Source organism: Stenotrophomonas sp. yr243 (assembly GCF_900184195.1).
Classification (GTDB): Bacteria; Pseudomonadota; Gammaproteobacteria; order Xanthomonadales; family Xanthomonadaceae; genus Stenotrophomonas; species Stenotrophomonas lactitubi.
Map to the genome: position 1 here is coordinate 979421 of NZ_FXWT01000002.1, position 26985 is coordinate 1006405.

The following is a 26985-nucleotide window of genomic DNA, read 5'->3' on the forward strand; positions in this document are numbered from 1 at the left end:
CAGGCGCCGGAACTGGCCCGGCGCTACCGAAGACCTTACAGCACGCCGCGACGAATCTGGTCGCGCTCGATGCTCTCGAACAGCGCGGTGAAGTTGCCTTCGCCGAAGCCTTCGTTGCCCTTGCGCTGGATGATCTCGAAGAAGATCGGGCCGATGCAGTTCTGGGTGAAGATCTGCAGCAGCTTGCGCTGATGGGTTTCCGGGTCGGCGTCGATCAGGATCTTGTTCTTCGCCAGGCGGGCAACGTCCTCACCGTGATTCGGTACGCGCTGGTCGATCACGTCGAAGTAGGTCTCCGGCGTGTCGAGGAAATCCACGCCCTGCGCGCGCATTGCTTCAACGGTCTCGTAGATGTTCTCGGTGAAGCAGGCGATGTGCTGGATGCCCTCGCCCTTGTACGCGTCCAGGTACTCGTTGATCTGGCTCTTCGGGTCGGACGACTCGTTCAACGGAATGCGCACGATGCCGTCCGGCGCGGTCATCGCCTTGGACACCAGGCCGGTCTTCAGGCCCTTGATGTCGAAGTAGCGGATTTCGCGGAAGTTGAACAGGCGCTCGTAGTAGTCCGACCACTGCTGCATGTTGCCGAAGTACAGGTTGTGGGTCAGGTGGTCGATGAAGGTCAGGCCGAAGCCCTTCGGGCGCAGCTCGGCGCCGGCGATCAGCTCGTAGTCGCCATCGAAGATGCTGCCGGCATCGCCGTAGCGATCCACCAGGTACAGCATGCAGTCGCCGATGCCCTTGATGACCGGGGCGTTGACCGCCTTGCTCTCCGGCTTGAAGGCGATGGCTTCGGCGCCATTGCCCAGCGCGGTCTGGTAGACCTCCGCGCCCGGCTTCTTGAAGCGGATGGCGAAGCCACAAGCGCACGGGCCATGCTTTTCAGCGAAGTCGGCAGCGAACGAATCGGGGTCTTCATTGACCAAGAAGTTGACGTCGCCCTGGCGATAGACGGTAATCGGACGCTGCTTGTGCTTGAGCACCGCGCTGAAGCCCATCTTGCGGAAGTACTCGTGCAGCTCGGCACCACGGCCGGCCGGTGCGGCGAATTCGACGAACTCGAAGCCGTCGATGCCCATCGGGTTTTCGAAGGTGGTGACCTGCATGCCGGGGTTGGGATGCGAGGCGGACGGGACTGCGGTATTCATGGCGTGGCTCCGAATCGGTGCCGCATCGGCACAAACCAGGTGCGGGCGGGGTTGGACCCGGCGAGAATGCAGGGTACGGACCCAACACTTATAGTTACACTTGAAACCACCAGCAAGGTGCACCGCAACATGAGCCCCGCCGATCCCGCTTCCACCCGCCTGCGTGCCTCCCACGTCCTGCTCGACCTGGAACAGTTCCTGCCGTACCGGCTGAGCGTGCTGTCCAACCGGGTCAGCGGCAACATCGCCAAGCTGTACGGCGACCGTTATGGCCTGGCCATCCCGGAGTGGCGGGTGATCACCATCCTGGCGCTGTACCCCGGGTCGTCGGCCAGCGAGGTCTCCGACCGCACGGCGATGGACAAGGTGGCGGTCAGCCGCGCGGTGGCGCGCCTGCTGGAACGGGGTTTCATCAAGCGTGAGACGCATGGCGATGACCGCCGTCGTTCGGTGCTGGCGCTGTCGGCGGCGGGATTCGAGGTGTACGAAACGATCGCACCGATGGTGATCGAGATCACCCGCAAGCTGATGTCGGTGCTGAGCGAGGAAGAGGAGCAGGTGCTGGAGAAGCTGATCCTGCGCCTGGCCGGGGATGGCCTGGAGCGGATGGGCGAAGGGGTCTGACCCCTTCGGGGCGGCGCCCACCCCGCCGCTCTTGGTAGGTGTCGACCTTGGTCGACACATGGACCCACGCCAGGCATGGATGATGTCGCGGGCTGCGCTGTGAGGGGTCAGGCGCAGGCCATTGATGACGTGCAACGCGCGGTGTTCATGTCCCGCCGACGAACGGTCTTTCGGCCGGGTTCGACTCGACGTGTCGCGTTTACCACCTGATGTTTCGGCATCGGGCCGGTAGAGTCCTGATCGACAGAGCCGTTGTATCGAAATTCGCGCATCGAATGGCATTGCCTATTGGACGGCCGGTCCCATCGGCCCGAGGGTAGGCGCGCAGCGGAGCACCGCTGCCGGGGTTGAAAGCCCGATGATCAAACGCGTAACGAGGCTGCACCAATGGAGCCCATCTGACGGTGGGCGCCATTCTGCAGCCGGGTCTGCCTTATGGCGGGCGGTGCGTGGGGCCTGGTGCCCACCGTTTTCGCGTTTGAGCGGTCTTTCAACCACGCATCGCCTGCCGCCTTTCCGGCGGCCTCTCCCCGGAGCTTCGCCATGACACGCCCCCATCACCCCACTGCCGACCCCATCGACCGCGAAGCCGACCTGCAGCGCATCGATGAGGCGTTGGCCACGTTGGAAACCGTCACCCAGGCGTGGTTCGAACATCAGCGCCTGAAGGCCTGCCAGCCGGGCCTGCTGCTGTCGTTGAACCGGCTGCTCGACCTGACCAGTCTCGCCAAGGGCTATGCCAGTGCGCTGAGGGTGATTGCCGAACCCTGACCCTGGTGGAAGGCACCTCATGGATGACACGCCGCCCCTCACCCTGCCGCATACCCACGATCTGCTGGCTGATATCCGGGAACTGATATCCACGGCCCGCGCCGGGATGGTCAGGACCGTCAATGCCGAACTGACGCTGCTGTACTGGCGCATAGGACGTCGCATCCATGTCGATCAGATGGGTGGACGTCGGGCACGCTATGGAGAGGTCCTGTTCAAGCGCATCGCCAGGACACTCTCTGCCGAGTTCGGCGGTTCGTTCGGTGAAAAGAGCCTGCGCAGGATGGTGCAGTTCTCCATCGCATTTGCCGACGAGCAGATTGTCGTATCACTGCTACGACAATTGAGCTGGACCCATTTCATCGCGCTGATCCCGCTGTCTGATCCGCTCAAGCGCGACTTCTACGCCCAGATGGCCAGCACGGAGGGCTGGAGTGTCCGCATGTTGCGCCAGCGCATCGACTCGATGCTGTACGAACGTACAGCACTTTCCAGCCAGCCCGAGCAGACCATTGCCAATGAGCTGTCGGCGTTGCGCCGGAACCAGCAGCTCTCCCCGGGCCTGGTCCTGCGCGACCCGTACGTCCTGGATTTTCTCGGGCTGAAGGAGTGCTGGGACGAGCAGGAACTGGAAGGCGCCATCCTGCGTGAAATGCAGGGATTCCTGCTTGAACTCGGGGCAGGCTTCAGTTTCGTCGCCCGCCAGAAACGCATCCAGATCGACGACGATGACTTCCATCTCGACCTGCTGTTCTACAACCGCCGCCTGCGCAGGCTGGTAGCCGTCGAACTGAAGATCGGTGACTTCAAGCCAGCATACAAGGGCCAGATGGAGCTCTATCTGCGTTGGCTGGATCGTTATGAGCGGGAGGAAGGTGAAGAGGCACCGCTGGGCATCATCCTTTGCACAGGCAAGAAGGCAGGCCAGATCGAGTTGCTGGAGCTGGACCGCTCAGGCATCCATGTGGCGGAGTACCTGACATCCCTTCCCTCCCGTGAAGTCCTCAAGCAACGGCTGCAGGCCGCCACGGAGCGTGCGCGGCAACGCATGGAGTTCACTGCTGCAGAGATCGACCGTTAGGGGATCAACAGATCTACACCACGCGCGGATGGCCCACGCACTCAGCTCAGATGCTTGCGCCGTGCATGGATCCACGGCACCGCAAGCGCGCCGATGGCGCCGCCGGCAAAGCCCAGCGAGGCGGCAACGGTGGCCGCTTCAACAGCCCCGGGCAACGCCAGCGCGGCAGTGACCAGCAGCAGCGACGGCAGGCCGACGAAGGTGCCCAGGAAGAACGGCCAGCGCGGCGACCAGGTGTTGAGCTGCAGCAGGCTGACCGGCTGCCATGCCTCGGACGAGGCGTCTTCGGCGATCTTGGCGACCACTCTGCCCAGATCCACTTCCGGCAGCAGCTTGCCCGGACGCGCGGCGGCAATCGCTTCGGCCACGGCTTCAACGGGCGGGAAGCTGCCCGGCCAAGCCACCGCTGCGGGCACGCCATAGGCGGTCAGCAGGGGCACGCTCAGCCACGGCGCCACCAGCGGGCGCAGCCTGCGCCGGCCATGCACGCACCAGATCTGGGACTGGCCGTGCGCGGTCACGCTGTACAGCGCCAGCTCGCTCGGCGGCGGATAACCCAGCATGGTCACCCGCGCCGCCAGGCTGTCCTGGTCCATCGCACGCAGGAAGCCGGGGCGGCTGCGCCCTTCCTGCATCCAGGCCAGGCCCAGCGCGCCGACCAGATAGGCCTCGGCGACATCCTTGCTGCCCGCGTTGGCGCGGTCATCGCTGGCCAGGTACCAGGCCAGTGACTTCGGTTCGGGTACATCGACCAGGCCCCAGCGGCTGTCATCGCCCAGCACATGGCGCACCGGCAGGCGGGCCGGTGCGGTTTCACCACGCTCGGCGGGCTGCAGGAACGGCAGCACGCCCTGCACGAAACTGGACAGGTCGATCGCGCGCACGCCGTTGCCGTGCCATTCCGGTGGCAGCAGACCGGCCAGCTGCCCTTCGGCGGCCAGTCGATCCAGCCGCGCCTTCTGTTCCACCAGCTTCTGCACTGCGCCCTTCAGCACCACGTTGTCGGGCAAGGCGATCTGCGGCAAACGGTGCCGCGGCGGTGCGAGTTCAAGCGTTGCTGCGCCGGTGCCTGCGTCATCCAGCAGGGCTTCCTGCGGTGGCAGGGTCACGCCGTCGCCTGCTCCGCCTTCGGCCAGTTCAGTGGCAGGTTCGTGCAGACGTTCGGCGTGATCGCTGTGCATGGGCGTTCCGGTAGGTTGCATCGACGGGTCGTCGACTGAAGTCCTTGCCGGTAACGGCGTGCGCACGCTGAAGTTGAGATGTGGAGTCGGAGAGTGTGACGGCGCGCGCAGTAGATCCACGCCATGCGTGGATGGCCGGGCAGCGGAGAGGCTGCCGGGCAGGCCCGGTGCTACCGGTCAGGCGCCCACTGCTTGAGGAACGCCATCACGCGTGCGGTCTGCACGGTCTTGCCCTTGCGCATCGCTTCGCTGGGCTGCGGCGCCAGCAGCGTGCCGTCGGCATCGATCACCAGCAGGTGCGGATGCTCGCCTTGCAGCGGCGGGAACTGGCCCAGGAAGGCCGCGTTCGGATTCTCGGCGCTGTCGTTGACCTTGACCCACACGTAGTGGGCATCACGGAAGCGGCGCAGATCGCCATTGCCTTCCACGGCTTCATCCAGCGCATGGCAGGGCTCGCAGGCGGCGTTGCCCACTTCCAGGATGATGCGCTTGTTGCCGCGCTGGGCTTCGACCTTGGCCGTTTCCAGGTCGGCAACGGGATTGCGGGCCGGGTCGAACTGCGCGCCAAGCCCGGCGATGGCGGCGATATCGGCCGCCGCCGGGGTGTTGCCCGAGGCCACCGGTTCGCTGGGGTCAGCGACCGGTGGCTCGGTGGGGCGGGTATCCAGGGGCTGCGTGGGCTCGGGGGCAGCGGGAGGTTGAGGCTGCGAACAGGCGCCGATCAGCGCCGCACACACCACTGCCACCACTGCACCACCGAACGTTGTACGCATGCCCACTACCCTCTCATTACTTCACGCCGTGCATCAGCTTGTTGATCAGCGGCGCGACCAGGAACAGGACCACACCCGAACCGATCAAGGCCCAGAACCCGAAGGTATACCCCTTCAGTGCCGATTCGACCGTCATGCCGCCTTCACCACTGACCGCGCCGGCGAAGATGCCCGACAGGTTGTTGCCGATGCCGGTGGACAGGAACCAGCCGCCCATGCCGAAGCCGACCAGGCGCACCGGGGCCAGCTTGGTCACCATCGACAGGCCGATCGGCGACAGGCACAGCTCACCGACCGACTGGATGACATAGACCATGAACAGGGTCCAGAACGGGATCTTGCCGTCCACGACCATGGTCGACAGGGCGAACATCAGCAGTGCGAAGGCCGCGCCGTTGAACAGCAGGCCGAGGCCGAACTTGCGCGGGATGGACGGATTGGCGCGGCCCAGGGCCACCCAGATCCAGGCGATGATCGGCGCCAGGGTGATGATCGCCACCGAGTTGACCGACTGGAACCATGCGGTCGGGAAGGTCCACTCACCCAGCTGGCGGTTGACGATGTTCTCGGCCAGGAAGGTGAAGGAGCTGCCGGCCTGTTCGAAGAACATCCAGAACATGACGTTGAAGGCGAAGATGATCAGCATGGCGATCACGCGGTCGCGCTGCACCTTGCCCTCGCGGATGCCTTCCACCAGCAGCAGCACGGCCAGCGCGGCAAACATCACACCGAGGATCCAGGCCAGCGCGGTGGCGCCGGTGGCGAGCAGGAAGTAAGCCACCGGAATGGCGAACAACGAACCGACCAGCACCATGATGACGCGGCCGAAGCCTTCAGCACCGGCCGGCGGTGCGCCGATGCCCTTCAGGCCGGCACGACCGATGTAGAACCACACCAGCGAGACCAGCATGCCCACGCCGGAAGCGATGAACACGACCTTGTACGACGGCATTTCCGAGGTGCCGAAGACCTTGCGGGCCAGGTACTCGGTCAGCACCGGAGCGATCATCGCGCCGATGTTGATACCCATGTAGAAGATGGTGAAGCCCGAATCACGACGCTCGTCCTTCAGCCCGTACAGCTTGCCGACCATGGTCGAGATGTTGGGCTTGAACAGACCGTTGCCGACGATGATCGTGGCCAGGCCGAGCTTGAAGATGTGCTCCTGCGGCAGCGAGATCATGAACAGGCCGATGGCCATGATGACCGCGCCGGTCAGGATCGAGCGCTGGTACCCCAGTACCCGGTCGGCCACGTAGCCGCCGAAGATCGCGGCGGCGTACACCAGCGCCAGGTAGGCGCCGTAGATGCGGCTGGCGTCGCCTTCACCGGCGGCGTTGCCGTTGTAGAACTGGGCAACGATGTACAACACCAAGGCCCAGCGGATGCCGTAGAACGCAAAGCGCTCCCAGAACTCGGTCATGAACAGCATCCACAACGGGCGCGGGTGGCCCATCGTGGTGTTGAAGTCCGGCAGCGCCGGCTCTGGGGTGTTCGCAGTGGCGTTTACGCTCATGCGGAATTCCTGGTTCGGTGGATGGAGGCACGTCCGATGTGCGGTGAAGCAACGCGCGAGGATCACCGACTTCTGGCGTTCACGTCAAATACACGCCGTTTGAGGCAGGTTGCGGCCTGCTCGCTGAACTTGCATCTGAAACGATCCAGCCAGCCGCAGGCGGCCAAGCTGAATGGGGATCAGGCCAGATCGGGTGGGGGCGCGACCTGCAGCGTGGTGCGCACCTGGAACAATTCGGGGAAGAAGGTCAGTTCCAGCGCCTTGGCCAGGAAGCCCACGCCGGATGAGCCGCCGGTGCCGCGCTTGAAGCCGATCACCCGCATCACCGTGCGCATGTGTCGGAATCGCCACAGCTGGAAGGCTGTTTCCAGGTCCACCAGGTCCTCGCACAGCGAATACTCGCGCCAGTAGCGATCGGTGTCCTGGTAGATGCGTTCGAAGACCGGCTGCAGTGCATCATCGGCCACATGCGGCTGGGTCCAGTCGTGCGCCTCGTACACCGCCGGCACGGCGTGGCCGAAGCGGGCCAGGTACTTCAGGAACTCCTCGTACAGGCTCGGCGCCTCCAGCACGGTGCGCAGCTGCGCCTGCCCGGCCGTGTCGTGCTCGAACACCTGCAGCATCTGCGCGTTCTTGTTGCCCAGCAGGAACTCGATGTAGCGGTACTGCAGCGACTGGAAGCCCGAGGACGGGCCCAGCACGTCGCGGAAACCCATGTACTCGGATGGGGTGAGCGTTTCCAGCACCGACCACTGCTCGGTCAGCTGGCGCAGTACCTGCTTGCTGCGCGCCAGCACCTTGCGGCACTGCCAGACTTCATCGCGCTGCAGGAAGCCGATTGCCGCACCCAGCTCGTGGCCGAGCAGCTTCAGCCACAGCTCGGAGGTCTGGTGCTGGATGATGAAGAGCATCTCGTCGTGATGCGGCGGACTGGACAGCGGCTGCTGCGCGCTGAGCAGCTGGTCCAGCCGCAGGTAGCCGCCGTAGGTCAGGCGCCCCTGCAGATCGGTGTGGATACCGGCTTCGAGATCGCGTTGGTTGTTGTCGACGGACATGGGCGGGACCAGATCGGGGGCGGCAAGGGTAGCGCGTTGCTGCCGCGCTGGCAGCCGCGATGACCGTACCGGGGCGTGCGGTGCGGCTGTGGAACGGCCGTTGCGCGTGGAACCGTTTGCGCCGTTCTACTGGCGCTCAGCCCAAGGCCGTTTGTGATGCTTTGCAGCAATGGCTGAATACGCTGAAGTTATTGGCATCAAGCACCCGGAAGGGGGTACAAAGGCCGGTAGGCCGTGCTGCGCCGCAGGAGAGCTTTTTCGTACGCATTCCTTAACATGGCGATTCATATCATTTGTAACTTCTCTGTCGAAGGTGCAGTACGCAATGACGGTTGCCGCTGAGTTCAAGATCGAATACCTGCAGTATCTGGACACGGACGGCACGCTCGTCCGCGATGATCTGCCCGAAGCCCTGCGCGACCCGCGCGCGTTGCTGCCGATGTTCAAGCAGATGCTGTTCGTGCGCGTGTTCGACGGCAAGTCGATCGCGCTGCAGCGCACCGGCAAGCTGGGCACCTACGCCGCCTGCCTCGGCCACGAAGCCGCGCATGTGGGCATCGGCGCCTCGATGCAGAAGGACGACGTGTTCGCACCGTCCTACCGCGAATACGGCGCCATGTTCATGCGTGGCGTGCGCCCGCACGACGTGCTGATGTACTGGGGCGGCGACGAGCGCGGCAACGACTACGGCGGCAATGCGGCCAAGGACTTCCCGTTCTGCGTGCCGATTTCCACCCAGTGCCTGCACGCCGCAGGCGCTGCGCTGAAGTTCAAGCTCAACAAGGAACAGCAGATCGCGGTGGCCGTGTGCGGCGACGGCGGCAGTTCCAAGACCGACTTCTACGCCGCACTGAATTCGGCCGGCGCCTACAAGCTCCCGCTGATCCTGTGCATCGTCAACAACGGCTGGGCCATCTCGGTCCCGCGTTCGGCGCAGACCGGTGCCGAGACGCTGGCACAGAAGGGTCTGGCCGGCGGCCTGCACTGCCTGCAGGTGGACGGCAACGATCTGATCGCGGTGATGGCCGCCATGCTGCAGGCGCGCGAACGTGCGCTGGCCGGCGACGGTGGCACCGTGCTGGAACTGATGACCTATCGCCTGTCGGACCACACCACCGCTGATGACGCGCGCCGCTACCGCGACGACGCCGAAGTGAAGGATGCCTGGCAGCGCGAGCCGATGCTGCGCCTGCGCAAGTACCTGACCAACGCCGGCGTCTGGAGCGAGGAAGAAGAAGCTGCCTGGACCGCCGAGTGCGGCAAGCGCGTGGACGAGGAAGTGAACCTGTACCTCAACACGCCGGTGCAGCCGGTCGAGGCGATGTTCGATTTCCTCTATGCCGATCCGCCGCAGGACCTGCTGGCCCAGCGCGCCCAGGCGATCGCCCTGGAGCAGCGCCATGGATGAGATCAAGAATGGCGCGTCCAGCGCGCACACCAACGCCGCCGACAGCGCTGCCGTCGCGCGCGGAGAACAGAACATGACCGACACCCCGATCACCCTCATCGAAGCCATCACCCAGGCGCTTGCCTGGGAGCTGGAGCATGACAAGTCGGTGCTGGTGCTGGGCGAAGACGTGGGCGTCAACGGCGGCGTGTTCCGCGCCACCGCCGGCCTGCAGCAGCGCTTCGGCGCCGACCGCATCCTCGACACCCCGCTGGATGAAACCACCATCGCCGGCCTCACCATCGGCCTGGCCGCGCAGGGCATGAAGCCGGTGGCCGAAGCCCAGTTCGATGGCTTCATGTACCCGATGGTCGACCACATCATCTGCCACGCCGCGCGCCTGCGTTACCGCACCCGTGGCCGCCTGCACTGCCCGATGGTGCTGCGCGTGCCGTGGGGTGGTGGCATCCGTGCGCCGGAACACCACAGCGAAGCCAACGAAGCGATCTTCACCAACGTGCCGGGCCTGCGCGTGGTGCTGCCGTCCTCGCCGCAGCGCGCCTATGGCCTGCTGCTGGCCGCGATCCGCGAGCCGGATCCGGTGATCTACATGGAGCCCAAGCGCATCTATCGCCAGTACAAGGAAGTGGTCGTCAACGACGGCGAAGCCTTGCCGCTGGACGTGTGCTTCGTGCTGCGCGATGGCACCGACGTGACCCTGGTGACCTGGGGTGCGCAGGTGAAGGAAGCACTGGAAGCGGCCGACAAGCTGGCCGGCGAAGGCATCAGTGCCGAAGTCATCGACGTGGCCACGCTGCGCCCGCTGGACTTCGCCACCATCGCCGAGTCGGTGGCCAAGACCGGCCGCTGCGTGATCGTGCAGGAGGCCCCGAAGACCGCGGGCTTCGGTGCGGAAATCGCCGCACGCCTGGCCGAGGAATCGCTGTACGACCTGCTGGCTCCAGTCGAGCGCGTTACCGGTTACGACACCCACATTCCGCTGTTCCGCCTGGAGATGAAGTATCTGCCGAGCGTGGAGCGGATCGTGGCGGCGGCCAAGCGCGCGGTGGCGGCAGGCTGACATGCGGGCCCGCCTTCTCGGGGCTTACCGCAGCCAGTATCCCAACCCGCTCCGGTTCCGCACCGGCCAGATCGTCGAAGTAGGCGTACGTGACGAGGAATGGCCGGCGTTTGCCTGGGTGCGCACCAGTGATGGGCGCGCCGGATGGGCACCGGTAGCGTGGTTGCAGCTGTTGGACGATGGTCGCGCAGAAGCCCTGCGCGACTATGACGCCCGCGAGCTGGATGTGGAGAACGGCGAGATGGTCAAGCTTCATCACGAACACGGCGGGTGGTGGTGGTCCGAGCGCGCCAATGGCGCGACGGGCTGGTTGCCTGCCCGCGAACTGGAACTGCTGGAAGAGAACTGCAAATGAGCCAGACCAAGAACTTCAACCTGCCCGACCTGGGCGAAGGCCTGCCGGACGCGACCATCGTCGAATGGTTCGTCAAGGAAGGCGATGTGATCAAGCTGGACGAGCCGCTGGTCTCGATGGAGACCGCCAAGGCCGTCGTCGAAGTGCCCTCGCCGTTCTCCGGCACGGTGCTGAAGTTGTCCGGCGCTGCCGGCGACATCATCCCGACCGGCGCGGTGCTGGCCAGCTTCGCGCTGGACCCGAACCTGCCGCAGCGCGCTGACGGCCAGGACACCGGCCACAGCCACGGCCATGCCGCTCCGGCGGCACCAGCCGCACCGACGCCGCCGCCGCTGCCAACCGCAGCCGCCCCGGTAGCTGCTGAAGAAGCCAAGCCGGCCGCCGCCGAGCGTGATGACGCCGGCACCGTGGTCGGCGCGATGCAGAGCTCCAACGCGGTGCATGCCGAACAGGCGCTGGCCGTTGGCGGCGTCAAGGCCGTGCCGGCCGTGCGTGCCACCGCGCGCAAGCTGGGCGTGGACCTGAGCCGGGTGCGTGCCACCGGCACCGATGGCGCAGTAACCATGGCCGACGTCAAGCAGGCCGCTGCCGATGGCAGCGCGAAGATCGGCGCCGCACCGGCAGCGGTTGCTGCACCGGCGGCTGCCGCACCGGCTCCGGCCCAGGTGGCCGCGCCGGTACAGTCCGACGCACGCACCCCGCTGTCTGCCGCTGGCAAGCCGATGCGCACCCAGCCGCCCGGCGTGGTTGCCAAGGGCCAGCCGGAGCCGCTGAAGGGCGTGCGCCGCAACATGGCCCGCGTCATGGCCGATGCGCACAGCAAGGTCGTGCCGACCACGCTGAACGACGACGCCGACATCCACGCCTGGCTGCCGGGCAACGACGTCACCGCGCGCCTGGTGCGCTCGATCGTGGTCGCCGCGCAGAAGGTGCCGGCGATGAACGCCTGGTTCGACGGTGAAGCGCTGACCCGCACCCTGCATGCGCAGGTGGACATCGGCATCGCCGTTGATACCGACGACGGCCTGTTCGTGCCGGCGCTGCGCAATGCCGACATGCTGGATGCACGCGGCATCCGCGAAGGCGTGAACCGTCTGCGCGAGCAGGTGGAAGCGCGTTCGATCGCAGCGTCGGAACTGAGCGGCTACACCATCTCGCTGTCCAACTTCGGCATGTTCGCCGGCCGCTACGCGACCCCGGTCGTGGTACCGCCGTGCGTGGCCATCGTCGGTGCCGGCCGTGCCCGCCACCAGATGACCCCGGTGATGGGCGGTGTGGAAGCGCACAAGGTGATCCCGCTGTCGGTGACCTTCGACCACCGCGCTGCCACCGGCGGTGAAGCGGCCCGCTTCCTGCGCGCGATGATGGACGATCTGGCGCTGGCCAGCTGATCCGGTAGGTGCCAACCTTGGTTGGCACATGAATGAAAAACGCCGGGCAATGCCCGGCGTTTTTTGTGCGTCTTCATCCACGCATGGCGTGGATCTACTTCGCGCTGATCAATCGCGCGCGACCATGCCCTCGGCGCGGCTGTAGACACGCAGGCGATGGCCATCGGGATCGACGCCGACGAAGGTGTGACCGAACTCCAGCGTCACCGGCGCCTGCGCGATCTGCACACCGAGTGCGCGCCAGGCATCGTGCAGCTGCCGTACTTCATCAGGATTGGCGACCACCATCGCCAGCTCGGCTGCACCGCCCTCCGCACTCACCGACGGCTGCACGTCATCGCGTTGCCACAGGCCCAGCGCTGCGCCATCGCCGAGCAGGAACAGGGCAAAGCCGGGCGACTGCTCGACCGGCGGCATGCCGAGGATGCTGCTGTAGAAGGTGGCGCTGGCGGCGACGTCGCGCACGTACTGCAGCAGGGTGCTGGGCTTGAACATGGGGAAGCTCCGTTGTTGGGAGCATTCATGGTGGCCCTGCCCTGCTGACAGTTCCTGTCAGCAGTGTCGAGCTTGCTCGCGCCCTGGCTCTGGTAGATGTCGAGCTTGCTCGACTGCTGTTGCCCTGGCTCTGGTAGATGTCGAGCTTGCTCGACTGCTCTTGCTGTTCGCGGAGAGCCGTCGAGCAAGCTCGACATCTACCAAGAGCAAAGAGCAAAAGCGTCGAGCAAGCTCGACCTCTACCAAAGCAGGTACGTCACGAACGGTCCAGCCAATCCGGGGCGATGCCCTGCGCCTTCTGCCAGCGCCGCAGCAAGGTGGCACGCGGCACAAGATAGTGATCCGGCAGTGCGCGCACATGGCGGATGCGATCCAGGCGGAAATGGCGGAAGTCCTCGCGACCCTCGCACCACGCCGCCAGCATCGGCACTTCATCGAAGTATCCCAGTGCGAACGGCCAGACCACGCGCTCGCTGCGCCGTCCCTGTGCATCCTCATAGGCGAACTGCAGCCGCTGCTGCGTGCCCACCGCTTCGCGCACGGCCTGTAGGCGCGCCGGGGGCACCTTCGCCGCCGCACGCGAAGGACCCACCCGCAGGCCGCTGTCACGCAGTGCTTCGCGGCGTGCTGCCGGCAGCACGTGCGCGATGCGCGCCAACGCATCACGCGCGGCCGCGGCCAGCGCCGGCTCGGTGCGTGCCGCCACCCAGCGCAAGCCCAGCACCAGCGCGTCGATCTCCGCCGGTGGCAAGGTCAGCGGCGGCAGCACATCGCCCGGTTCCAGCTGGTAGCCGACACCGGCTTCCCCACGCAGGTCGGCGCCCTGCTCGCGCAGCGTTTCGATATCGCGGTACAGCGTGCGCAGGCTGATGCCCAGCTCGTCGGCCAGTGCCTGCCCGGCGACCGGTCGGCGGTGGCGACGCAGTACCTGCAGCAGCTGGGTCAGACGCAGCGCGCGCGACATCAGTCCACCAGGTCTTTCGAAGCCACCACGTGCTCGCCCGGTGCCGGCGCCAGTGCCGCGTTCACCAACGCCCGCGCAATACGCGCGGCCGGGTTGATACGCCACGCACGCGGCAGCACCGGCCGCAATGCACCCAGCACCTGCAGGGCGAACTGTTCGCCGCGGCGCGCCTGTGGGCGGTGGCCGCCGATCAGGCCCGGCCGGACCAGAGTCAGCGAAGCGAAGCCCAGCGCGCGCAGGTCGCGCTCCAGCTCGCCTTTTACCCGGCTGTAGAAGATGGCCGAACCCGGATTGGCCCCCGCCGCCGAATTCAGTACGAAGGCACGGGCGCCCTGGGTCCTGGCCAGGCGGGCGAAGGCGAGCGGGTAGTCGTGGTCGATCCGGTAGAAGGCCTCGCGGCTTCCCGCCTGGGCCATGGTGCTGCCCAGCGCGCAGACCACCGCATCCACCGGTGCCCAGCCGGGCGCATCCGGCAGCTGATCGAAGTCCAGCACCGGGGCGTGCAGTTTCGGGTCGCGCAGGTCCAGCGGCCGTCGGGTCGGGGCCACCACAGCGCGGCAGCGTGGGTCGTCCAGCAGCATCGGCAGGGCCAGCCCGCCCACCAGCCCCGTCGCCCCCAGCAACATCACACGCATACCCACCTCCACTGCGGCATCCTGTCGCCCATCCTATCGGTTCAAGCCACCGCCAGTTGCGCCGATATGCTGTGACCAGCCTCCCTGCCACCCCAGGATTCGTTCCATGACGGACCAGCCCGACCCCCGCCCTGCCCCCGGCACCGCCATCGGACCGCCTGCGCGCGTGCGCGCGGTTGTCGACGACGGGCGCGGCGACCGGGTGGTGCTGCAGGGTGGGAACAGCGTGGCGTTGCAGCAGCTGTTTGCCGGGGCCGATGCACCCGAGCCACTGCTGGCTGCCTTCGCCAATGGCATGGCCACCCTGCCCGGCGAGCTGGGCGACATGGGCGACCGCCTGCAGTCGGCGCAGGCCAGTGCCGACTGGCCGCGCTATGGCCGGGCGATGCGGCAGCTGATCGACAAATACATCCGCACCATCGACCAGCATTCGCCCGATGGCCAGCCCGACAGCCTGCGCCTGTCCGAACAGCTGCGGTTGCTGCTGGGCGGCGCTGTGGTGGCGCTGCTGCAGCACGATCCTGATCTGCGCGAGCAGGCGCAGGCGTTGGCCGTGCGCCTGCGCCAGTGGCAACCGGGCGCGGCGCTGGAGCCGATCGAACAAGGTGCGCGCGAGCTGGGTCACCAGATCGGCGTGCGCGCCGAGAGCTGGCAGGAACAGCAGGCACTGCTGCTGGAATTGTTTGCACTGCTGCTGGAGAACGTCAGCGAGCTGCTGGATGACCGCAGCTGGCTGCAGGGCCAGATCGCAGCCGTGCGCCAGTTGCTGGCCGGGCCGCTGGAAGCCGAATCGGTCGAGCGCACCCGCGCCGAGCTGCGCGAAGTGATCTACAAACAGGGCCTGCTGCGGCAGGGAATCGACGATTCGAAAGCGGCCATGCGTAGCTTGATGGGCGAGTTCATCGAGCGCATGGACGGCATGGCTGCCAGTACCGGTGAATACCACGACCGCATCGGCAGCTACGCGCTGCAGCTGCGCGAGGCGCGCAGCATCGCCGACCTCAACCACCTGCTGCAGGAAGTGATGCAGGACACCGGCAAGGTGCAGCAGCAGGCGGCGCAGGCGCGTGATCACCTGGCCAGCGCACGGCAGGAAGTGGAACGCGCCGAACAGCGCATCAACCAGCTGGAACAGGATCTGCGCGCGGCCGGCGATCTGGCGCGTATCGATCCGCTGACCCAGGCCCTGAACCGGCGTGGTCTGGATGAACTGCTGCAACGCGAACTGGCACGCGCCGCACGCAACAACTCGCCGTTGGGGCTGGCGGTGATCGATCTGGATGATTTCCACCAGACCAACGACGAACACGGCCACGCCGGCGGCGACGCGCTGCTGCAGCATCTGGTGGCGGTGTGCCGGCTGCTGCTGCGTGCTACCGATGGCATCGCCCGGCTCGGTGGCGACGAGTTCGTGCTGGTACTGCCGGAAACCCCCGGTGCGGACAGCATGGCCACCGTGCAGCGCCTGCAGCGTTCACTGGCGCATCGCGTGCTGACCGTGCAGGACCGGCGGGTACCGGTGCATTTCAGTGCCGGGCTTTCACAATGGCAACCGGGCGACGACGCGGATTCGATGCTGCGACGCGCCGATGACGCCCTGTATGTGGCCAAGCGCGAAGGCAAGAACCGGGTGCACGCCGGGTAGTACCCCGGCGCACCGGAAACCGCTTGGTAGGTGCCAACCTTGGTTGGCACGCGCAGGAATCAAACCGCCGACCAAGGTCGGCCTCTACCGGGCAAGGCACCGGAAACCGCTTGGGTAGGTGCCAACCTGGGTTGGCACGCGCGGCAAACAAACTGCCGACCAAGGTCGGCCCCTACCGGGCAAGGCACCGGAAACCGCTTGGTAGATGCCAACCTTGGTTTGCACGCGTGGCAAACAACCCGCCGACCAAGGTCGGCCCCTACCGGGCAAGGCGCCGGAAACCGCTTGGTAGGTGCCAACCTTGGTTGGCACGCGCAGGAATCAAACCGCCGACCAAGGTCGGCCTCTACCGGGGAAGGAGCTGGCGCTACTTGCCGCGCAGCTTCTGCACGCCGGTCACCACCGCCAGCACGATCGCACCGGCAATGATGCCGACCACCATGTTGCCCAGCGCGTTGACCAGCCAGCCCCACTGGCCTTCGCCGCCCAGCGCCTGCACCGCGTGGTGCAGCGCCGGCACGTTGTGCACCAGGATGCCGCCGCCGACCAGGAACATCGCTGCGGTGCCGGCCACCGACAGGAACTTCATCAGCCATGGTGCCGACACCAGCAGGCCACGGCCGACCGCCGCCAGCGCTGCGCCCTTGCGCGACAGGTACAGGCCCAGGTCGTCCAGCTTGACGATGCCGGCGACCAGCCCATAGACGAACACGGTCATCCCCAGCGCGATCACCACCAGGGTGCTGACCTGGTTGATGAACGACGCCGTGGCGACCACCCCCAGCGACAGCACGATGATTTCGGCCGAGAGGATGAAGTCGGTGCGGATCGCGCCCTTCACCTTGTCCTTCTCCCACGCGACCATGTCCACCTGCGCATCGGCCAGCGCCTTGCGCCGCTCGGCCTGGTGTTCGGCGTCCTCATCGGCTGAATGCAGGAAGCGGTGCGCCAGTTTCTCCACGCCCTCGAAGCACAGGAAGGCACCGCCGATCATCATCAGCGGCACGATCAGCGGCACGTTCCAGCCGCGGCTGTGCAGCCAGGCTTCCAGCGCGCTGATCGCCAGCGCCGCCGGCACCAGGATCACCTTGTTCACCAGCGAACCCTTGGCCACCGCCCACACCACCGGCAGTTCGCGGTTGGCGTTGACGCCGGTCACCTGCTGCGCGTTCAGCGCCAGGTCGTCGCCCAGCACGCCGGCGGTCTTCTTGGCGGCGACCTTGGTCAGCACCGAGACGTCGTCGAGCAGGGAGGCGATATCGTCGAGCAGGGCAAACAGGCTGGCACCGGCCATGGGGGATCCAGTTAAGGGAATGAGCGGATTCTGACCGATACCGGGGCGGCTGCGGTAGCGGTCGGATTCACCGCATGCCTACCGCCCCCCGGCGACACTGCGAAATCCGGTAGTGCCGGCCGCTGGCTGGCAACCGCGCAGTTCCGGACATTGCCGGCCAGCGGTCGGCACTACCTGTCCTAGTCGCATGGGAGTTCCGCTTGAGCAATCCGCCCACCGCCAATGGCAATCCCCCGCTGGTCAAAGGCATGAACCGGCGCAGCCAGATCCTGCGCCTGTTGATGCGCTATCGCCATTCCGGCGTGTTCTCCGGCATGAACCTGGACGCTGCCGGCAGCCACACCGATGTGCCGCCTGACGGCAATCCCGAGCAGTTCGTCAGTGACCTGGAAGCGCTGGGGCCGACCTTCGTCAAGCTCGGGCAGATGCTGTCCACCCGCCCGGACATGGTGCCGGTGGAGTTCGCCACCGCGCTGGAGCGGATGCAGGAGAAGGTGGCCGAGATCCCGGTCGAACGCATCCACGCCATCGTCGAACAGGAACTGGGTGCGCCGGTGAACAAACTGTTCGCCGCATTCGATCCGCAGCCGCTGGGGTGCGCGTCCATCGCCCAGGTGCATCGCGCGGTGCTGCATGACGGCCGCGAGGTGGCGGTGAAAGTGCAGAAGCCGGAAGTGGCCGCGCAGCTGCGTTCGGATCTTGAAGTGCTGCGCAGCTTCGCCCTGGCCGCCGACCACCTGACCCAGATAGGCCGCCGCGTGCGCCTGCGTGACTGGCTCAACGAGTTCTCCAAGACCCTGATGCAGGAGCTGGACTACCACGCCGAGGCTGAGAACCTGTCGCGCTTCGGTCGCCATCTGAAGCCGTTCCGGCGCCTGTGGATTCCGCAGCCGCTGTGGGATTACTGCAGTCATCGCGTGCTGACCATGGAACTGGCCAGCGGCGTACGCGTGGATGCCATTCCCGATGTGCGTCGCACCGAACAGGCAATGGACCCGCTGGCGGCGGCGCTGATCCGCGGCTATCTGGACCAGATCTTCGTGCACGGCGAGATCCATGCCGATCCGCACCCGGGCAATCTGCGGGTACTGCCCGATGGGCGCCTGGCGATCTTCGATCTGGGCATGGTCGCGCACATGCCGCCGCGCCTGCGCGAGCGACTGCTGAAGATCCTGTTCGCCGCCGTCGATGGCCGTGGCGAGGAAGTGGCCGACGACCTGATCAGCATCAGCACCCGGCTGGAGGCGTTCGATGAAGAGCGTTACCTGCGCGAGACCGGCCAGCTGATCGCACGCTATGCGGCCAGCGCGAATTTCTCCGAAGGGCGCGTGGTGCTGGACATGGTGCGCATCGCCACTTCGTCCGGATTGCGTACGCCGCCGGAGCTGAGCCTGCTCGGCAAGGCCCTGCTCAATCTTGAAACCGTATGCCGATTGCTGGCACCGGATCTGGATACGCGGCGCATCGTCGAACGCCAGCTGCAACACGTCATGCGCGCGCGCCTGAAGAAATCCCTGTCGGCCGCCAACCTGGCCAGCGAAGCCATGGAGGTGCAGCAACTACTGCGCGACGGGCCGCGCAAGCTCTCGGACATCATGGCGCTGCTGGCCGAGAACCGCCTGCAGATGAAGGTGACCGGGCTGGAAGAGTCGCGGCTGATGGAGAACCTGCAGAAGATCGCCAACCGTGTGGCCGCCGGCATCATCAGCGCAGCGTTGATCATGGCGGCGGCGATGATGATGAAGATCGATACCGGCTGGCATGTGCTCGGCTATCCCGCCATCGCCTTGGTGCTGCTGTTGATCGGCGTGGTGCTTGGTCTGGGCATCGTGACCAGCGCATTGCTGTTCGATCGGCGCGCGCGTTCGCGCGAGGAACGCGGGCACCGATAGCGTTGACGCGTTGTCGTACCCACGCGTGTCGTGGATCTACGAAAACAGCGCATTCATGCGGTTTTTAATGCAATCGAGCGTGAGTTTTCACGCTCGATTTACGTTCGCGGCGTGATATCGCACGCGCGATTTCAACAAACATTTCAGTCAGGTTCGTGCATGCACTATCGGGTCATCGGCCTGTCATGCAGATGTGCTTGCAGCAGCGCCGGTTGGATGGACACGCGTCGGTACGACGTCCATCGCCACCCCGTCACTGCCGAAGCTGCCCATGCTCTGGATTCTGCTGCTGTCGCTGTTGTTGTTGTCCTGGTTGTTCCTCGCGTCCGCAAAGTGGGTGTGGTGGAAAGCCTGCTTGTTCTCGCTGTTGCTGCTGGCGCTCAGTGCCTGGTGGCTGATCGACAAGCTGTCCGGTGACGGACTCAACGCCGCCACCCTGTACCACCTGGGTGCGGACATGGAAGGCGCCGGTGTCGCCGACTTCAAGGGCTATATCGCCGGCTTCATCGTGCTGGCTGCCGTGTCGCTGCTGCCGCTGTTCGCGACGCGGGTGAAGCGTTGGCGCCGCCCCACGGCCGGTGGTGCGTGGTTTGCCGGTTTCGCCGCGCTGTGGGTGGCCACGATCATGATCAGCCCACTGGCACGCGATGGCCAACGCCTGTACCAGCAACTGCGCCCGGTGGATTTCGCTCGTATCGCCCCCGAATACCAGGTACCCACTCAGGCCCTGCAGCGCCCACGCAACATCGTCTGGATCTACGGCGAGAGCCTGGAGCGCACCTATCTGGATGAGGCGGTGTTTCCCGGCCTGATGCCCAATCTCAACCGCTTGGCGGCCAAGTCGCTGGATGTGCGCGGGCTGGCCTCGGCCGAAGGCGGCGGCTGGACCATCGCTGGCCTGGTGTCGTCGATGTGCGGTGTGCCGCTGACCACCTCGCAGGGCGATGAGAACAGCATGGACCGGATGGGCAGCTTCCTGCCCAAGGCCGTGTGCCTGGGCGACTACCTGAAGCAGCAGGGCTACACCAACCACTATCTGGGCGGCGCCAACGGCCAGTTCGCCGGCAAGGGCCAGTTCCTGGCCAGTCATGGCTTCGATGAAGTACATGACCTGGCCTGGTTCAAGCAGCAGAAGAAGATCGGCCGCATCCACTATTCGGCGTGGGGCGTGCATGACGACGTGCTGCTGGACACTGCCTACCAGCGCTTCGAGCAGCTGTCGCGGCAGGACGCACCGTTCATGCTGACCACGCTGACCATGGACACGCACCACCCGGCCGGGCATCTGCCGGTGGCCTGCAAAGGCACGCGTTACCAGAGCCAGCACGGCAACATCGGCATGCTCAATGCGCTGAAGTGCACCGACCGCCTGATCTCGCAGCTGGTGGAGCGTATCCAGGCCAGTCCGTATGGCAAGGACACGCTGATCGTGATCGCTTCAGATCACCTGGCCATGCCCAATGATCTCAGCCATATCCTGACCAGGCAGAAGCGCGAGAACCTGCTGCTGTTCCTGGGTGACGGCGTGACCCCGCGCCAGCTGGCGGCCGAAGACGGCTCGACGCTGGATTCCGGTGCCACCCTGCTCAGCCTGCTCGATCCGAACCTGCAGACGATGGGCTTCGGCCGGTCGCTGCTGGACGACAAGCGCACGCCGAGTGCCAGCGCCGCCGCGCGCCGCGATGGCGGCCGCGACTATCCGCAATACCTCGCCTTCGCCCGCTCGCTGTGGCTGGGTGAACCGACCCGGCAACTGAAGATCGACGGCGATGACCAGGTAGTGGTGGGTCTGCAGCACGTGCAGCCGCCGGTGCTGCTGGAGTACGACAAGGACTGGGAGCTGAAATCGGTGTACCTGGAAAACACCTCACGCCAGTTCGACGATGCCGACCCGGACAACACCCTGGCCTACGTCGATCGCTGCACCGCGTTCGAGGATGGCTCGGCCGACGGCGACTGGTGCGCGCTGCTGGTGAACCGCGACAACGGCATCAAGCTGTACCGCGATGGCCAGCTGCGCAACGGCATCGACGTGGATGCACCGCTGGATGCCTTCCAGGGCCCCCGCCCCAGCGTGCGCCAGGCACACATGATCACGCAGAAGGGCCGTCGTACCCGGGCCGGCCAGTACATGCTGCAGCTGGTGGCGAGCACGCGCCCGGATCGCGGCTTCTGGATCGAAGCGGTTTCTTCGCAGCGCAAGGTGGTGCTGGCCCAGCAATGGGTGCAGCCCGATGCCGACGGCAAGATCAACGTGTCGTTCGGTCTTGACCACGAAGTGGACGATCTGGAAATCCGCGCGTGGTTGAACCACGCCGAGAAGCTGGCAGTGGATACGTTTGCCCTGGTGCCCTCGCGCGGGCGACCGCGGGGGTAAAGGGGGTTCGGCAGGGCTGCGCCCTGCACCTGCCGAGGCCGAAGCAAAAGCAACGGCCAAATCGGCTCTGGGTTGTCTGTGGTTGGGCAGGGCGGTGTGGGTGTGCAGGACACGCCGTAAACCCATCCCTGGGGGCTCGATGGCGCCATCCATGGCGCCAACGGTCCTGCACACCCACACCGCCCCACCCCCGAAAGTTTCCCGGTGACGGTTGGTGGTAGATCCACGCCATGCGTGGATGAATCTCCATCGAAATCGAATATTTCGACAATTGAACGAAAAACATCCACGCATGGCGTGGATCTACCGTGTCGACCAAGGTCGACACCCACCAAGAGCAGGCCATGACATTCCGACAGATCGCGGGAATCTGTCGAAGGCGGGGTGGGTCCGGTTGCGGGGGTGTAAGCACCATGGATGGCGCGCCCAAGCCTACAGGGACGTACTTGCGGCGTCCCCCGCAACCGGACCCACCCCGCCATCCCACAGGAAACCCGCTTTTGCTTCGGCAGTTGCTGTTGCTTCGGCTTCGGCAGGTGCAGGGCGCAGCCCTGCCGACCCACCCTCTTACTGCTGCGGATCTCGGGTGATGTGGATGTCCGTCGGCGTGGACAACGGAATGTTCCGCTCGGCCAGGATCTGCAGCAGGCTGAAATACAGATCGCTGCGCGTGCCATACACCTGTCGCGGGCTGGCCACGTAGGCGAAGCTGTTGATGGTGATCTGGCCGCCAGCAATGCTGTCGATGTACACCGACGGCGCCGGCTGCTGCAGCACCGTGTTGTGCGCACCGTAGGCATCCAGCAGCGCCTGCCGCAGGCTCGCAACGTCGGTGCTGGCCGGCACCGCGAACTGGATCTGGATGCGGCCCTGGTTGTTGCCCATCGTCATGTTGCGGATGGTCTTGGTGATCAGTTCCGAATTGGGCACGATCAGGGTGGACTTGTCGCTCACCTGGATCTCGGTCGAACGCACGTTGATGCGCTTGATATCACCTTCCTGGTCACCCAGCTTCACCCAGTCACCGATCTTCACCGGGCGTTCGGTCAGCAGGATCAGGCCGGACACGAAGTTCTGGATGATCGCCTGCAGGCCGAAGCCGATACCCACCGAGAGCGCACTGACCAGCAGCGCCAGGTTCTTCAGGTTCAGGCCCATCGCGGTCAGCGCCCACAGGCCCACCAGGATGATGCCGACGTAGCCGGCGATGGTGCTGATCGAATTTCGTGCACCCAGGTCGAGTTCGGTCTTGGGCAGGTAGGTATCGGTCAACCAGCGCTGCAGCAGCTGGGTCAGGCCCATGCCCACCAGCAGCACCAGCACGCCGGTGACGATGCGGCCCGGCTGCAGCGTCAGGTCCTTGTTGATCACGATGCCATTGGCCAGCGAGGCAATGCGTTCAACGATCGTGCCGATGTTGCCGAACGGTGCGGCCAGCGCCAGCAGGGCGATCAACACCACCAGGGTGCGCAGCATCGCCGACAGCAGCACGCCCGCCTGTTCCAGCTTCGACACACTCAGTCCGGTGCTGAGCAGGATGGTCTGGCCAACCTTGCTGTCGGCGTTGAGCAGCCAGGTGGAGAAATCGTCGACGAACTTGAACAGCAGCGTTGCCGCCAGCACCACGATGCTGCCGCCGATCAGCTGCTGGTTCACGAACTTGGCGAAGTTCACATAACCCAGCAGGGTGGCGATGATCGCGGCGACCACGGCGATGTTGCCGGCCACGCGGGCCAGCACCAGCCAGCTGCTGCGTCGTACCGGCAGCTGTGCGCCAAGACCGTCGGCCTGTGCTTCCAGCTTCGCCTCGGCCTCGGCGGTCTGACGCCGGTGCAGGCGCGCCAGGGTCACCAGCATGGCCATGATCAGGCCCAGATAGGTCAGCGCGATCACACCATCCAGCGCCACCGTGGTGACATCGCTGGTGCGCGTGGCGCGATCAAGTGCCACCAGCACCGTGCTCAACCAGGCCAGTGCCGCAGCACCCCAGGCGTACTTGCGCAGTTTCAGCGCGGCAGTGTCATCGAGGTTCAGCAGCCGCCAGGAAGGCCGCTTGGGCACCAGCAGGCAGGCGCTGAGCGCGGAAATGAAGGCCGCCGCGAACGTCGCCGCCTGCACACCTTCAGCCACGCTCTGCAGTCGCGGCGGAATCGCGCCAATGGCATCCAGCGCGGCCACCAGCACTACCACGGCGTAACCGGGCAGCAGGGTACCCACCAGCAGCAGCCACATGGCCAGGCCGGAGCGGCGCAAGCGGCCGTCGGGGGCGCGCTCGGACGCGGCGAAACGGCGCCCCAGCGCGCGCAGCCACAGGCGCAGCGGGAACATCATCACCAGTGCCGCCGCCAGCCCCAGCAGCAACGTGCCCCAACCGTGGGTGGCAATGGCCGTGGTCAGCGCAGCACGGCCCTGCTGGGCCAGGGGCGTGACGCGGGCGATGTCGTTTGGCAGCTGGTCGGCCACCTGTCGCCACAGCGTCGGTGACAGCGGCGAGGCGACCTTGCGCCCCAGTTCCTCGGTGCGCTGCGCGTTGCGCTGCTTGTCGATGTCCGCGCTCAGCTGCTGCGCGCGCACGGCGCTGGACTTCGCCTGGGCAATCGATGCCACCAGGGCATCGCGCTGGCGGGTCAGCGTGCGCCGCTGCGCGGCCAGCTCCGGCGGTTCAGCGGTGTCCTTGGGCGCATCGCCCAGCTGCGTCAGCTGCTCGTTGAGCTGGTCCAGCTGCGGCTGCAGGGTCTTTTCCAGCGCCTCGGCATCGCGCTTGGCCTGTGATGCATTTTCCGAAAGCGTGCCCAGCGTTTCGGTGGCCTCGGCGTCAACGCGCTTGCGTGCAACATCCTTCAGCGTGCTGTCGATCTGCGCCAGCTGCTGCTTCGGTGTGGGGTCATCATCCTGGGCCAGTGCTGGCACAGCCAGCAGCAGCGTGCAGCACAACAGCAGGCCCAACCAGGGGCCACGCACCAGGATCGTTCGGAAGAAAGAAGACAAGCCAGCCACACCGGTTCACGCGGACCACCGCGCCTGCGCGCGACTATACGGCAGGTGCTGTAAACGGCGGATGCGCAGGCGCTGGCGGGTGGCTGCGGCTCAGTACTTCAGCCGCAGCTCTTCCACCTGTGGCTGCTGCAGCGCGTACCACTCCTGGAATTCTTCCTCGGTGATCTCATCCGGCGCGTACACCGCGATCGGGTGCCAGGCATGGTCGGTCGGCAACGGCTGGCGCGGCCCGGCGCGCAGGCTGTAGGCCACGCCTTCGTAGTCCACCAGATCGTCGACCTGCGGCCACTGCTCGCGGGCGAACTGGGTTTCACTCTTCAACAGGATCACCTGGTACATCGGCACCTCCACTGCGGTTGGATCGGAAAAACGCGGCGCTGGCGGAAGCATACCGCTGCGCCGATGACGGCACGCGCTCCGTCGGGGCGACGGAACGTTCTGGACATGGCCCTCGCCCCGGCTTCACCCGCCCGTGGCAGCGCCCTCGTCATCGTGGAGGTCCTCTCCTGCCACGCCTGACAATGACCGACCTGCCGCCCCTGAAGACCGTCGCCGACCTCAAGCTGCCCCGCTACCTGGGCACCTGGTACGAGATCGCCCGCCTGCCGATGCGCCATGAGCCGGAGGGCTGCACCGACGTGTCGGCCCATTACCAGCTGCTCGACAACGGCAACGTGGGTGTCACCAACCGCTGCCGCATGGACGGCGAGGTCGAGGAAGCCACCGGTGAGGCCTGCGCGATCGACAACGACAGCGCGCGGCTGGAAGTCAGCTTCCTGCCCAAGGGCCTGCGCTGGCTGCCCTTCGCCAAAGGTGACTACTGGGTGATGCAGGTGGCGCCGGACTACAGCGTTGCCCTGGTCGGCAGCCCGGATCGCAAGTACCTGTGGCTGCTGGCGCGTGAGCCCCGACTGGATGCCACCGTGCAGGATCATTATCTGGCAGCCGCACGCCTGCAGGGCTTCGATCTGTCCGAACTGATCCAGACCCCGCATACCGGCCACCCCACCGCCTGAGCACGAACCCGCATGGACCTGAAGAGTGGCTACCCGTGGTGGGCGGTGCGCAACGGCCTGATCCAGGCCTTCCCGCCGCTGGAACAGGATCTGCACTGCGATGTGCTGGTGGTCGGTGGCGGCATCACCGGCGCGCTGATCGCCGATGAGCTGTCGGCCCATGGGCACGACGTTGCAGTGATCGAGCAGCGCGACATCGGCTGGGGCAGCACCGCAGCCAGTACCGCGTTGCTGCAGTACGAGATCGACACCCATCTGCTGGAGCTGGCCTCGCAATATGGCGAGGACGCTGCGGCGCTGGCGTACCAGGCATGCGCGGATGCGATCCCCGCCCTGCGCCAAGTGGCACGCGGCCTGAAGGACGTGGATTTCAAGCAGATGGACAGCCTGTACCTGGCCAGTCGCCGCCGTGACGTACCGCGGCTGATGGCCGAAGGCGAGGCGCGCCGTGGCATCGGCCTGGATGCGCGCTGGCTGGACCGGGAGGCGCTGCAGGAACGTTTCAGCGTCGATGCCGGCGGCGCGTTGCTGACCCGGCAGGCCGCGCGCGTGGATCCGTACCGTCTGGCCTATGGCCTGCTCGAGCGCGTGCGCAAGCGCGGCGGCGTGGTCCATGACCGCACCGTGCTGCATGCACTCACCCCCAGCGCGCGCGGCGTGACTGCGCGCACCGAATCCGGCATGCAGATCCGTGCCCGCCACGTGGTGCTGGCGATGGGCTATGCCAACCAGCAATGGCTGGACCCACGCGTAGCACGCAACCGCAGCAGCTATGCCTTCATCACCGACCCGATCAACGCCGACGAGCTGGGCTGGCTGCAGCGCACGATGGTCTGGGAGAGCGCGCGCCCCTACCTGTACCTGCGCGCCACCGGCGACCGCCGGCTGCTGGTGGGCGGGCTGGACGACGCCATCGATATTCCCGCCCGCCGCGATGGCCGGGTGGAAAGCAAGGCCCGCAAACTGATGAAGCAGCTGCTGCAGTGGTTCCCGCACCTGCAGCCGACCCCGGCGTTTTCATGGGCAGGCACCTTTGCCGAGACCGCCGACGGTCTGCCGTTCTTCGGGCCGCATGCGCAGTGGGGCCCTAGGGTGCAGTTCGCCATGGCCTACGGCGGCAACGGTATTACCTATTCAATGATCGGTGCCGGGCTGCTGCGGGCCGGGATCGAGCGGCGCAAGCATCCGCTGGCGGCGCTGTTCGGGTTCGGGCGGTTGTAGCGTGCAGCCAGGCATGGCCTGGCTCTACCGCAAGCGGGCGCCGACAGGCATCATTCAAGCAACGCCTGCTAGCGTCGGCCTGTACC

22 protein-coding genes and 1 pseudogene are annotated in these 26985 nt (G+C 66.1%); 12 read left to right on the forward strand and 11 right to left on the reverse strand.

The window, feature by feature from the left end:
• Positions 1 to 35: 35 nt before the first annotated feature.
• The gene (hppD, locus tag QOL57_RS11170; protein WP_170919610.1) at positions 36 to 1148 is read right to left on the reverse strand and encodes a 4-hydroxyphenylpyruvate dioxygenase; all 1113 of its coding nucleotides are present in this window, start codon (positions 1146 to 1148) and stop codon (positions 36 to 38) included.
• A gap of 129 nt (positions 1149 to 1277) precedes the next feature.
• Here hppD and QOL57_RS11175 point away from each other — a divergent pair, with 129 nt between their 5' ends.
• The 3 genes from QOL57_RS11175 (at position 1278) to QOL57_RS11185 (ending at position 3624) form a co-directional block, all read left to right on the forward strand.
• Positions 1278 to 1772: a MarR family winged helix-turn-helix transcriptional regulator gene (locus QOL57_RS11175; protein ID WP_050815698.1), complete on the forward strand. Its 495-nt coding sequence runs from the start codon at positions 1278 to 1280 to the stop codon at positions 1770 to 1772.
• Between the two features lie 543 nt (positions 1773 to 2315).
• The gene (locus QOL57_RS11180) at positions 2316 to 2543 is read left to right on the forward strand and encodes a hypothetical protein (protein WP_089237404.1); all 228 of its coding nucleotides are present in this window, start codon (positions 2316 to 2318) and stop codon (positions 2541 to 2543) included.
• Positions 2544 to 2562: 19 nt separating this feature from the next.
• Positions 2563 to 3624, forward strand: a complete 1062-nt coding sequence (locus tag QOL57_RS11185) for a PDDEXK nuclease domain-containing protein (RefSeq protein WP_089237406.1) — start codon at positions 2563 to 2565, stop codon at positions 3622 to 3624.
• Between the two features lie 41 nt (positions 3625 to 3665).
• Here QOL57_RS11185 and QOL57_RS11190 read toward each other — a convergent pair whose 3' ends face one another.
• From QOL57_RS11190 to QOL57_RS11205, 4 genes are all read right to left on the reverse strand, one after another.
• Positions 3666 to 4805 (reverse strand): hypothetical protein, encoded by a 1140-nt coding sequence (locus tag QOL57_RS11190; RefSeq protein WP_089237408.1) that lies wholly within the window; start codon positions 4803 to 4805, stop codon positions 3666 to 3668.
• A 170-nt stretch (positions 4806 to 4975) separates the two neighbouring features.
• A complete protein-coding gene (locus tag QOL57_RS11195) occupies positions 4976 to 5578 on the reverse strand; it encodes a thioredoxin family protein (RefSeq protein ID WP_089238152.1) in 603 nt (200 codons plus the stop codon).
• Positions 5579 to 5594: 16 nt separating this feature from the next.
• Entirely contained in the window at positions 5595 to 7094 is a 1500-nt protein-coding gene (locus tag QOL57_RS11200; RefSeq protein ID WP_089237410.1) for an oligopeptide:H+ symporter, read from the reverse strand.
• 179 nt (positions 7095 to 7273) lie between these two features.
• The gene (locus QOL57_RS11205; RefSeq protein ID WP_089237412.1) at positions 7274 to 8149 is read right to left on the reverse strand and encodes a tryptophan 2,3-dioxygenase family protein; all 876 of its coding nucleotides are present in this window, start codon (positions 8147 to 8149) and stop codon (positions 7274 to 7276) included.
• Positions 8150 to 8474: 325 nt separating this feature from the next.
• Here QOL57_RS11205 and pdhA point away from each other — a divergent pair, with 325 nt between their 5' ends.
• Genes pdhA through QOL57_RS11225 form a run of 4 tightly spaced genes read left to right on the forward strand, consistent with a single transcriptional unit; the run spans position 8475 to position 12363 of the window.
• Positions 8475 to 9557, forward strand: a complete 1083-nt coding sequence (pdhA, locus tag QOL57_RS11210) for a pyruvate dehydrogenase (acetyl-transferring) E1 component subunit alpha (RefSeq protein ID WP_089237414.1) — start codon at positions 8475 to 8477, stop codon at positions 9555 to 9557.
• Positions 9550 to 10617, forward strand: coding sequence for an alpha-ketoacid dehydrogenase subunit beta (locus tag QOL57_RS11215; RefSeq protein WP_089237416.1), 1068 nt, complete (start codon positions 9550 to 9552; stop codon positions 10615 to 10617). The genes pdhA and QOL57_RS11215 overlap by 8 nt, the downstream gene beginning before the upstream one ends.
• A 1-nt stretch (position 10618) precedes the next feature.
• On the forward strand, positions 10619 to 10972 hold the full coding sequence (locus QOL57_RS11220; protein WP_025874583.1) for an SH3 domain-containing protein: 354 nt from the start codon (positions 10619 to 10621) through the stop codon (positions 10970 to 10972).
• Positions 10969 to 12363, forward strand: coding sequence for a dihydrolipoamide acetyltransferase family protein (locus QOL57_RS11225; RefSeq protein ID WP_089237418.1), 1395 nt, complete (start codon positions 10969 to 10971; stop codon positions 12361 to 12363). Before QOL57_RS11220 ends, QOL57_RS11225 begins: the two co-directional genes overlap by 4 nt.
• Positions 12364 to 12471: 108 nt before the next feature.
• On the opposite strand, the gene QOL57_RS11230 is transcribed toward QOL57_RS11225, so the two are convergent.
• The 3 genes from QOL57_RS11230 to QOL57_RS11240 all read right to left on the reverse strand — a co-directional run bounded on the left by QOL57_RS11230 (position 12472) and on the right by QOL57_RS11240 (position 14457).
• Positions 12472 to 12858 carry a VOC family protein gene (locus tag QOL57_RS11230; RefSeq protein ID WP_089237420.1) on the reverse strand — a complete coding sequence of 129 codons (387 nt, stop codon included), beginning with the start codon at positions 12856 to 12858 and terminating at the stop codon, positions 12472 to 12474.
• 256 nt (positions 12859 to 13114) lie between these two features.
• Positions 13115 to 13822, reverse strand: coding sequence for a YafY family protein (locus QOL57_RS11235; protein ID WP_089237422.1), 708 nt, complete (start codon positions 13820 to 13822; stop codon positions 13115 to 13117).
• Positions 13822 to 14457 (reverse strand): NAD-dependent dehydratase, encoded by a 636-nt coding sequence (locus tag QOL57_RS11240; RefSeq protein ID WP_176429838.1) that lies wholly within the window; start codon positions 14455 to 14457, stop codon positions 13822 to 13824. Before QOL57_RS11240 ends, QOL57_RS11235 begins: the two co-directional genes overlap by 1 nt.
• Positions 14458 to 14563: 106 nt before the next feature.
• Here QOL57_RS11240 and QOL57_RS11245 point away from each other — a divergent pair, with 106 nt between their 5' ends.
• Positions 14564 to 16102, forward strand: a complete 1539-nt coding sequence (locus tag QOL57_RS11245) for a GGDEF domain-containing protein (RefSeq protein WP_089237426.1) — start codon at positions 14564 to 14566, stop codon at positions 16100 to 16102.
• Positions 16103 to 16469: 367 nt separating this feature from the next.
• Here QOL57_RS11245 and QOL57_RS11250 read toward each other — a convergent pair whose 3' ends face one another.
• Complete coding sequence (locus QOL57_RS11250) at positions 16470 to 17396, reverse strand: DUF808 domain-containing protein (RefSeq protein ID WP_089237428.1); 927 nt, start codon at positions 17394 to 17396, stop codon at positions 16470 to 16472.
• 236 nt (positions 17397 to 17632) lie between these two features.
• Here QOL57_RS11250 and QOL57_RS11255 point away from each other — a divergent pair.
• Positions 17633 to 19288 (forward strand): annotated as a pseudogene (locus tag QOL57_RS11255) (AarF/UbiB family protein); the annotation flags it as partial.
• A gap of 271 nt (positions 19289 to 19559) precedes the next feature.
• Positions 19560 to 21665 (forward strand): phosphoglycerol transferase I, encoded by a 2106-nt coding sequence (locus QOL57_RS11260; RefSeq protein ID WP_089237447.1) that lies wholly within the window; start codon positions 19560 to 19562, stop codon positions 21663 to 21665.
• Between the two features lie 567 nt (positions 21666 to 22232).
• Here QOL57_RS11260 and QOL57_RS11265 read toward each other — a convergent pair.
• Positions 22233 to 24662 carry a DUF3772 domain-containing protein gene (locus QOL57_RS11265; RefSeq protein WP_176429839.1) on the reverse strand — a complete coding sequence of 810 codons (2430 nt, stop codon included), beginning with the start codon at positions 24660 to 24662 and terminating at the stop codon, positions 22233 to 22235.
• 90 nt (positions 24663 to 24752) lie between these two features.
• The gene (locus tag QOL57_RS11270; RefSeq protein ID WP_089237451.1) at positions 24753 to 25001 is read right to left on the reverse strand and encodes a hypothetical protein; all 249 of its coding nucleotides are present in this window, start codon (positions 24999 to 25001) and stop codon (positions 24753 to 24755) included.
• 182 nt (positions 25002 to 25183) lie between these two features.
• Here QOL57_RS11270 and QOL57_RS11275 point away from each other — a divergent pair, with 182 nt between their 5' ends.
• Both QOL57_RS11275 and QOL57_RS11280 read left to right on the forward strand, forming a co-directional pair.
• Positions 25184 to 25678 carry a lipocalin family protein gene (locus QOL57_RS11275; protein ID WP_089237453.1) on the forward strand — a complete coding sequence of 165 codons (495 nt, stop codon included), beginning with the start codon at positions 25184 to 25186 and terminating at the stop codon, positions 25676 to 25678.
• Between the two features lie 12 nt (positions 25679 to 25690).
• Positions 25691 to 26899 carry an FAD-dependent oxidoreductase gene (locus QOL57_RS11280; RefSeq protein WP_089237455.1) on the forward strand — a complete coding sequence of 403 codons (1209 nt, stop codon included), beginning with the start codon at positions 25691 to 25693 and terminating at the stop codon, positions 26897 to 26899.
• Positions 26900 to 26985: the final 86 nt, after the last annotated feature.

Excerpts from the sequence above, each read along its gene's own strand:
- QOL57_RS11235 (WP_089237422.1), bottom strand. The coding sequence starts at position 13,822 with ATGTCGCGCGCGCTGCGTCTGACCCAGCTGCTGCAGGTACTGCGTCGC.
- QOL57_RS11180 (WP_089237404.1), top strand. The coding sequence starts at position 2,316 with ATGACACGCCCCCATCACCCCACTGCCGACCCCATCGACCGCGAAGCC.
- pdhA (WP_089237414.1), top strand. The coding sequence starts at position 8,475 with ATGACGGTTGCCGCTGAGTTCAAGATCGAATACCTGCAGTATCTGGAC.
- hppD (WP_170919610.1), bottom strand. The coding sequence starts at position 1,148 with ATGAATACCGCAGTCCCGTCCGCCTCGCATCCCAACCCCGGCATGCAG.
- QOL57_RS11175 (WP_050815698.1), top strand. The coding sequence starts at position 1,278 with ATGAGCCCCGCCGATCCCGCTTCCACCCGCCTGCGTGCCTCCCACGTC.
- QOL57_RS11205 (WP_089237412.1), bottom strand. The coding sequence starts at position 8,149 with ATGTCCGTCGACAACAACCAACGCGATCTCGAAGCCGGTATCCACACC.
- QOL57_RS11280 (WP_089237455.1), top strand. The coding sequence starts at position 25,691 with ATGGACCTGAAGAGTGGCTACCCGTGGTGGGCGGTGCGCAACGGCCTG.
- QOL57_RS11200 (WP_089237410.1), bottom strand. The coding sequence starts at position 7,094 with ATGAGCGTAAACGCCACTGCGAACACCCCAGAGCCGGCGCTGCCGGAC.
- QOL57_RS11240 (WP_176429838.1), bottom strand. The coding sequence starts at position 14,457 with ATGCGTGTGATGTTGCTGGGGGCGACGGGGCTGGTGGGCGGGCTGGCC.
- QOL57_RS11270 (WP_089237451.1), bottom strand. The coding sequence starts at position 25,001 with ATGTACCAGGTGATCCTGTTGAAGAGTGAAACCCAGTTCGCCCGCGAG.
- QOL57_RS11195 (WP_089238152.1), bottom strand. The coding sequence starts at position 5,578 with ATGCGTACAACGTTCGGTGGTGCAGTGGTGGCAGTGGTGTGTGCGGCG.
- QOL57_RS11250 (WP_089237428.1), bottom strand. The coding sequence starts at position 17,396 with ATGGCCGGTGCCAGCCTGTTTGCCCTGCTCGACGATATCGCCTCCCTG.
- QOL57_RS11275 (WP_089237453.1), top strand. The coding sequence starts at position 25,184 with ATGACCGACCTGCCGCCCCTGAAGACCGTCGCCGACCTCAAGCTGCCC.
- QOL57_RS11225 (WP_089237418.1), top strand. The coding sequence starts at position 10,969 with ATGAGCCAGACCAAGAACTTCAACCTGCCCGACCTGGGCGAAGGCCTG.
- QOL57_RS11245 (WP_089237426.1), top strand. The coding sequence starts at position 14,564 with ATGACGGACCAGCCCGACCCCCGCCCTGCCCCCGGCACCGCCATCGGA.
- QOL57_RS11215 (WP_089237416.1), top strand. The coding sequence starts at position 9,550 with ATGGATGAGATCAAGAATGGCGCGTCCAGCGCGCACACCAACGCCGCC.
- QOL57_RS11185 (WP_089237406.1), top strand. The coding sequence starts at position 2,563 with ATGGATGACACGCCGCCCCTCACCCTGCCGCATACCCACGATCTGCTG.
- QOL57_RS11230 (WP_089237420.1), bottom strand. The coding sequence starts at position 12,858 with ATGTTCAAGCCCAGCACCCTGCTGCAGTACGTGCGCGACGTCGCCGCC.
- QOL57_RS11260 (WP_089237447.1), top strand. The coding sequence starts at position 19,560 with ATGCTCTGGATTCTGCTGCTGTCGCTGTTGTTGTTGTCCTGGTTGTTC.
- QOL57_RS11190 (WP_089237408.1), bottom strand. The coding sequence starts at position 4,805 with ATGCACAGCGATCACGCCGAACGTCTGCACGAACCTGCCACTGAACTG.
- QOL57_RS11220 (WP_025874583.1), top strand. The coding sequence starts at position 10,619 with ATGCGGGCCCGCCTTCTCGGGGCTTACCGCAGCCAGTATCCCAACCCG.